Here is an 8,083-nt window from a genome sequence, read left to right on the forward strand (position 1 = left end):
GTCAATATTGAAATTTGTCTAAAAACGAAAAATAATCCTTTAAAAAGTCATAAAACAGTTGTTCAGTTGGGAGTAACTTTCGCTCTTTAGGAATAATAACACCTACTGAACGAGTTACCTCAGGGTGCACAACCGGGAGCTTTACAGTTGAACGTGGAATATTTTCAATCAAGGTGATTTCAGGGATGATTGTAATCCCAAGTCCCGCTGACACAAGGCCCTTGATTGCATCAATATCTTCCCCTTCAAAGGAAACAGTCGGCTGAAAACCAAGTTGATTACAAGCTTTCACAATAATATCACGTAACACAAAGCCATTTGGAAATAATACAAATTGCTCCTCTTTTAACTGACTTAGACTCAACGACTTATTGGATGACAGTGGATGTGAGCTGTGTAAAAGGGCTACCATTTTATCAGTAAATAAAGTGGTACCAATGAGTTTCTTTTCCTGATTTGGTACAGGACCAAGCAATGCCATATCAATTTCGCCCGTTTTCACTCGCTCGACTAAGGAATAGTAATTTCCTTGTGACAGCGAAAATTTTACTTCTGGATGCTGGTCTCGAAATGCAGATACAACGTTTGGCAGTGTATGTGCAGCCAGACTACTTGGAAACCCTATCCGAATCGTTCCTCGTTCCGGGTCCAAATATTCTTCAATCTCACGTTTGGCATTATCCAATACATTTAATGCCTGCTCAACATGATCTAAAAAAACTCTACCGATTGGCGTTAACTTTACATTACGTCCGTCACGTATAAATAAATCTACCCCTAATTCCGCTTCTAGATTGAATAGTTGCCGGCTAACCGCGGACTGTGCAATATGCATTGAATTTGCTGCTTCCGTAACATGTTCTCGCTTTGCAACTTCAATAAAATAGGTCAGTTGTCTAAGTTCCACAGGGCTTTCTCCTCGATTCATCTAATTTCGGCATCATTTATATCTTTTATTAATATTGCTTAGATTAATTATTCAATATAAAATGATTAATATCAAGAATTTACAGACAAAAATTATTTTCCTTTGATTTTGACAAAAGTTTTGTTCAAAAAGAAGCTGAATCTTTTTCTCCGGACCTTATTGAACATCTTCAAAAATATATAGCAAAGAAAGGGTGAATGTACACGATGGCTATGATCGAACAGTCTATTCCTGTACCAGAGTTAAAACAAGCAACCGATTATATGAACAAAGTATATGAGGAGGTTAAGAAGAGAAATCCTCATGAACCTGAGTTTCACCAGGCGGTGAAAGAAATCTTCCTTTCGCTTGTACCTGTATTTGCTAAGAATCCAAAGTATATGAAGCATGCTATTTTAGAAAGAATTGTTGAACCGGAAAGAATGATTACATTCCGTGTACCATGGGTGGATGACCAAGGCCAAATTCATGTGAATCGTGGCTATCGTGTTCAGTTTAACAGTGCACTTGGCCCATATAAAGGCGGATTACGTTTTCATCCTTCTGTTAATGCAAGCATCATTAAATTCCTCGGCTTTGAGCAAATTCTTAAGAACTCCTTAACAGGTCTTCCAATTGGCGGAGGTAAAGGCGGATCAGATTTTGATCCAAAAGGAAAATCTGATAATGAAATTATGCGTTTTACGCAAAGCTTTATGACAGAACTAACTAGACATATTGGTCCAGACGTCGATGTTCCAGCTGGCGATATCGGTGTTGGCGCAAGAGAAGTTGGCTACATGTTCGGCCAATACAAAAGACTGCGCGGCAGCTTTGAAGCAGGTGTCTTTACCGGAAAAGGTCTTGGATACGGCGGAAGCTTAGTCCGTACAGAAGCAACAGGTTATGGTACTGTTTATTTCGTTGAAGAAATGCTGAAGGAACAGGGTCTTTCTTTCGAAGGAAGTACAGTGATCATTTCAGGTTCTGGTAATGTTTCAATTTATGCAATTGAAAAGGCACAACAGCTTGGTGCGAAAGTAGTTGCTTGTAGCGATTCTAACGGTTATATCTACGATGAAAATGGCTTAGATTTAGAGACAATCAAGCGCATTAAGGAAGTGGAGCGCAAACGTATCAAGGAATATGTGGTAGAACACCCAGAAGCAGAATATGTTGAAGGCTGCTCAGGTATTTGGTCCATTCCTTGTGACATCGCATTACCATGTGCAACTCAAAACGAAATCGATATTGAATCTGCACAAACTCTTATTTCAAACGGAGTAAAAGCAGTTGGTGAAGGTGCAAACATGCCATCCACACTAGAAGCAGTTGACTTATTCGTAGAAAGCGATGTTCTTTTCGGGCCTGGGAAAGCTGTTAATGCAGGTGGTGTTGCTGTTTCCGCTCTGGAGATGTCCCAAAATAGCATGAGACTTTCATGGTCATTTGAAGAAGTCGACAGCAAACTGCAGGATATCATGGCATCCATTTACCGCAACAGCATGGATGCAGCTGAAGAATACGGCCATCCCGGAAATCTCGTATATGGAGCTAATATCGCTGGATTCATAAAAGTGGCAGACGCGATGATCGCTCAAGGTGTTATTTAATCTAAACATGCTAAATGCTGTTTTCCCTCTACGGAAAGCAGCGTTTTTTCATGTCCTAAAAAGGAAAAAACGGTACATGCCCATAGAGCATGTACCGTTTTATAATCAACCTTCTAATAAAAGGTCTTCTGGATCTTCTAATAATTCTTTTACTTTCACAAGGAATCCTACAGCATCTTTCCCATCAATGATTCTGTGGTCATAAGATAATGCTACATACATCATTGGGCGTACCTCAACAGTGTCATTATTGTCTACAACAACAGGACGTCTTTGTATCTTATGCATTCCTAAAATACCAACCTGTGGTGCGTTAATAATAGGTGTTGAATTTAGGGAACCAAATGTACCGCCATTCGTAATTGTGAATGTGCCGCCTTGAAGGTCACTTAAGCCTAATTGATTGTTTCTCGCTTTTTCAGCCAGACGTCCAATTTCAGCTTCAATACCTGCAAAGCTTAATGTGTCAGCATTACGTACAACTGGAACAACTAATCCTTCTTCTGCAGAAACGGCAATCCCGATGTCATAGAATTTTTTAAGCAGGATTTCATTTCCTTGAATTTCTGCATTAACAAATGGATATGCCTTCAATGCACCGATAACTGCTTTCGTAAAGAAGGACATGAAACCAAGTTTGACCCCGTGTTTTTTAAAGAAAGCATCTTTACGACGAGCTCTAACATCCATCACAGCCGTCATATCTACTTCGTTAAATGTTGTCAGCATTGCCGCTGTGTGCTGTGCTTCAACAAGACGTTTTGCGATTGTTTGACGACGTCTAGACATTTTAATTCGTTCTACGCGTGGGTCATCGTTTACCACTGGCGCTGCTGCAGGTTGTTTGGCTGCAGGAGCTGGTACAGATTGTGCTTGTTTAAATGCTTCTACTCCTTCAACACGAACACGTCCAAGTGGATCTTTGTATGGAACCTCGTTTAAATCAATGCCTAGTTCTCTTGCCCGTTTTCTAGCTGCAGGTGAAGCAATGGCTTGCTTGCCTTTTTCTCCAGCAGCATCCGTTGCCACTGGCTCTTGTTTTGCTTCAGGAGCCGGTGCAGCTGCTTTTGGCTCTTCAGAAGGTGCAGCTTCAGGAGCTGGAGCTGCAGTGCTTGATTCTGAACCAGTTTCATCAAGCTTTGCAATCACTTGGCCTACCTCAACATTATCACCAGGTTGGAACAAGAATTCTTTAATAACCCCTGTATATTCACTGTTAATTTCGACGTTAACTTTATCTGTTTCAAGTTCAGCGATGGATTCACCTTTGTTAACGAATTCGCCTTCTTTTTTTAACCATTCAACAATTGTTCCTTCTGTAATGGACTCAGCTAATTCCGGTACTTTCACTTCGATCATTGCTGATTCCCTCCTTTGTCTGTTAGCAATGCATCTTGCATAATCCAAGCTTGTTCTTGTTTATGAATATCCGGGTCTCCCGTAGCTGGACTTGAACGCTTCGGTCTACCAACATAATCTAATGTAATTTCCTCTGATAAAATGTCCATTAAAACTGGTTGTAGAGCTGGCCATGCCCCCATGTTCTTAGGCTCTTCTTGTACCCAAACAACCTCTTTAAGATTTGGATACTGGCTGACTAGTTCTTCTAGCTCCTGCTTAGGGAATGGATACATTTGTTCCACTCTTGCAATATGCAAGCTATTTGTATGTTCAGCAGGTAAGTTAGCAGCTTCTGTTGCAAGGTCAATCGCTACTTTACCAGTACAAAGCAGCAAGCGCGTTACTTTCTCTTTCTCCGTTCCCATTCCTGGCTGTTCAAGTAATGGCTTAAAGCTTCCATCTGTTAAATCTGCTAGTGATGAAGCTGTTTGTGGATGACGAAGTAAACTTTTCGGCGTCATGACGATCAATGGTCTTGCTTCATCTGTTGAAGTAAGCATTGATTGTCTTCTTAATAAATGGAAGTATTGTGAAGCGCTTGTTACGTTCGCCACAATCCAGTTATTTTCCCCAGCTGCATTTAAGAAACGTTCTACTCTACCACTTGAATGTTCTGGACCTTGTCCTTCATATCCATGTGGTAAAAGCATCACAAGACCTGACTTTTGCCCCCATTTTGCATGGCCAGAAGAGATGAATTGGTCAATAATTGGCTGTGCAACGTTCACAAAGTCACCAAACTGTGCTTCCCAAAGGACAAGTGCATTTTCATCCTGAACACTATAACCGTATTCAAATCCTAGAACAGCAGTTTCAGATAACGGGCTGTTATAGATGGAGAAGGAAGCTTTGGCTTCTGGGATATTGTGTAATGGGACATACTTTTCATTAGTTTCATAGTCATTTAATGCTACATGACGGTGAGCAAATGTACCTCTTTCACTATCCTGACCTGTTAAGCGAACGGTTTTTCCTTCTGCAAGAACAGATCCGAATGCTAAGGTTTCAGCCAATGCCCAGTCTACTTTATTCTCTTCATCAAGTGCCGTTTCACGACGTTTTAAAATACGTTCTAACTTCGGATAAACAGTTAAGGACTGTGGCCATTGTAATAATCCCCGATTCATGCTGCGTAAAAGATCAGCCGGTACCGTCGTATCAAAATCTGGAATAGCAGAAAGTGCTTTCGGCTTCTTAGGTTTTACACGCTCTTCATTTTCTACAAAATCATCATAGATGGATTGAAGACTTTGCATGAACTCTTCACGTTTAGCGGTAAGTTCTTCCGCTGTTATCACGTTTTCAGCAACTAACTTTTGACCGTATTTATCGGCTATAACAGGGTGATTTGTAATCTTCTTATACAATAATGGTTGTGTAACACTTGGGTCATCCATTTCGTTATGGCCAAAACGTCTGTAACCAACTAAGTCAATTAAGATATCTTTTTCAAAACGCTTGCGGTATTCATACGCAAAGTGAATTGCTGAAAGACAAGCTTCAGGATCATCTGCGTTGACACGTACAATTGGAATTTCATAGCCTTTCGCAAGGTCACTCGCAAAACGAGTTGAACGAGAATCTGTATTATTTGTAGTAAAACCAACCATGTTATTGGCAATGATATGAACCGATCCGCCAGTTTCATAGCCTTTTAATCTGCTTAAGTTCAGTGTTTCAGCAACAACACCCTCGCCAGGGAATGCCGCATCACCATGGATAAGAACACTAATCGCACTTTGCTTATCTTGAACAGGGTATCCTGCTTTGCTTGTGTTATCCTGTGCTGCACGCGTAATACCTAATACAACAGGGTTTACAAACTCCAAGTGACTTGGGTTGTTAGCAAGATTAATATGAGTCACATGCTCCTTAGGGCCTTTGAAGCGATGGTCAGCTCCTAAGTGATACTTCACATCTCCTGACCAACCATAATTAATTCCTCTTGAGCCTTCAGATGGAATTAAATCCTTATTTGGTGAATGGTGGAACTCAGAGAAAATCAATTCATATGGCTTATGGAGTACGTGAGCCAACACATTTAATCGGCCGCGGTGAGCCATACCGATCATAATATTGTCGGTACCATCACTACTGCCTTCTTCAATTAATTTTTCAAGCATTGGCACGAGCATATCCAATCCTTCGATTGAGAAACGCTTTTGACCAACAAATGTTTTGTGTAAGAATTTTTCAAAGCCATCAACATTCATCAGGCGCTCTGCCAGCTGTTTCTTTTCATCAGCCGTAAGCTTTAAGCCTACTCCATTGATTTCAACCTGCTGTCTTAACCATTGTCTTTCGTCTTCCTCATCAACATGTGCAAATTCATAAGCAATGGTTTGTGTATAAGCTGCCTTTAAATGCTCATAAGCATCCCATCCAGTTTGAACGGTTGGAGGTGCTTCCTCCCAGATATATGTTGCTGGAATGTCCATTAAATCTTCTTTCGTGAGATTATAATAATCAGGCTCTAAAAAGCTTGTATCTGGCTTCGGTCTTGTACGAAGCGGATAGATATCAGCCGCCAAATGCCCGTATGCACGAATGTTTTTAATTAATTTACTTCCAGATGTGATTGTCTTGATTGTCTTCGGTGAGATGCCCCCACTTACTAACTCTGCTGTTGCTGCTTGCTCATCTGCCGGTGGCGGCCCAAGTTCTTCGAAAAGCGCTTTCACAGAAGGGTCTACTGAACTCGGATCATTCTTGTATTTTTCATACATGTCAAAGACATAACCCATGTTCGGGCCATAGAATGACTCCCACACATTTTTCCTTAGTTGGTTATCCATTTTGTTATTAGCCTCCATATTACCTATTGTAATATTCACATAGACAATTGTGTTTCATAGAACTATGACGTCTACCCATACTATACCCCATTTCCAGTTAATTTCTAGTAAAATGCTTACATTGGAATTTTCCAGAAAAAACCCTGAAAAATAGGCAAAATAAGAGTCATTATATAGTCATAATTCTGATTAAATATGTTATTCTTATCTTATAGTTGAAAGCAGAAAGTTTCCTTGATATAAATCAAGTTTTCAAAGGAATTTTGCTAAAGAAAATAATAAGATTTTAAGTAACATAAAGTGAAGTCTCTATTGTAGTACAACATTCCACTAGAAGTAAAGGAACCGTTTGAAAAGTCGTTGATCCACTTACACTTTTACAACTAAAAGTCCGTTTAGACTTCGGCAGGGTAGGTAAACTTAAGTACAACAAGAGTCCACATTTTATGGGCATTTTGAAAGGAGAAAAAGTGTTCTGTATGATTAGCAGTCCACATGATCCAAGCAATATTTGTCAGGTACCTATTTTTGAAGGTTTAAATGAGAAGGAAATGAAGCTTTTACAAAAGGTCATTCAAATTCGTGACTACCGCAAAGGAGATGTGATTTTTAGAGAGGGTGATCCTTCTGATACGCTGTATATCATCGGTGAGGGTCTTATTAAAATCACAAAAGTAGCAGAAGACGGAAAGGAACAAATTGTTCGCCTCCTATTCCCAGATGATTTTTTTGGTCAATCTGCTATGCTTCAATCAGAAAATCATTATGCAAATGCGGTTGCGATTAACGATACTGTTATCTATACCATTCAGAAACAGGACTTTTTTAATACATTAGAGCGCAATCACAAAATGGCGCTACGCTTCATGCGGGCATTAAACGAAAGAATTTATCAAGCAGACGAGTGGATGAGTTTGCTAAGCTTAATGGAGGTCGAGCAGCGCTTGGCAAGTGTACTCCTTTTATTCAACGACCGAGTACGCTCCAAGGATGGTCGCTTTAAGCTCCCGATTAACAAAAAGGTGTTAGCATCTCTTATCGGCACAACACCGGAAACCATTAGCCGTAAGTTTGTTAAGTTCATTTCAGAAAATCTAATTGAGGTAAATGGTCAAAGGGATATTCATATCCTTGATCTTGAAGCCTTAAAAAAGAAAGCCAAAACAGTGTAAAGGTAAAGCCCCACATTTGATTGTGGGGCTTTGTTTATTATGGGGAGATGAAGGATTTCGATTGAGGCTGCATGTGAAGTGGCGCATATCTTCGGGATTTGACGCATATTTTCGGAAATGCACGCATATCCTGCTCAAACGACGCATATTTTCGGAATCAGACGCATATTCTTGCCCATGCCACGCATATTTTCG

5 protein-coding genes are annotated in these 8,083 nt (G+C 40.2%); 2 read left to right on the forward strand and 3 right to left on the reverse strand.

What is annotated here, in order from left to right:
* Window position 1: 1 nt before the first annotated feature.
* On the reverse strand, window positions 2-907 hold the full coding sequence (locus V7138_RS03470) for a LysR family transcriptional regulator (RefSeq protein ID WP_335394310.1): 906 nt from the start codon (window positions 905-907) through the stop codon (window positions 2-4).
* Window positions 908-1,140: 233 nt separating this feature from the next.
* Here V7138_RS03470 and gdhA point away from each other — a divergent pair, with 233 nt between their 5' ends.
* The gene (gene gdhA / locus V7138_RS03475; RefSeq protein ID WP_438824308.1) at window positions 1,141-2,520 is read left to right on the forward strand and encodes an NADP-specific glutamate dehydrogenase; all 1,380 of its coding nucleotides are present in this window, start codon (window positions 1,141-1,143) and stop codon (window positions 2,518-2,520) included.
* A 105-nt stretch (window positions 2,521-2,625) separates the two neighbouring features.
* Here gdhA and odhB read toward each other — a convergent pair whose 3' ends face one another.
* Window positions 2,626-3,879 (reverse strand): 2-oxoglutarate dehydrogenase complex dihydrolipoyllysine-residue succinyltransferase, encoded by a 1,254-nt coding sequence (gene odhB, locus V7138_RS03480; protein WP_335394314.1) that lies wholly within the window; start codon window positions 3,877-3,879, stop codon window positions 2,626-2,628.
* Complete coding sequence (locus V7138_RS03485) at window positions 3,876-6,716, reverse strand: 2-oxoglutarate dehydrogenase E1 component (RefSeq protein ID WP_335394316.1); 2,841 nt, start codon at window positions 6,714-6,716, stop codon at window positions 3,876-3,878. Before V7138_RS03485 ends, odhB begins: the two co-directional genes overlap by 4 nt.
* 446 nt (window positions 6,717-7,162) lie before the next feature.
* Between V7138_RS03485 and V7138_RS03490 the strand changes: the two genes are divergently transcribed.
* On the forward strand, window positions 7,163-7,888 hold the full coding sequence (locus tag V7138_RS03490) for a Crp/Fnr family transcriptional regulator (RefSeq protein ID WP_335394318.1): 726 nt from the start codon (window positions 7,163-7,165) through the stop codon (window positions 7,886-7,888).
* Window positions 7,889-8,083 lie beyond the last annotated feature (195 nt).

The organism is Bacillus sp. JJ1533 (genome assembly GCF_036965045.1).
Classification (GTDB): Bacteria; Bacillota; Bacilli; order Bacillales; family Bacillaceae_L; genus Ferdinandcohnia.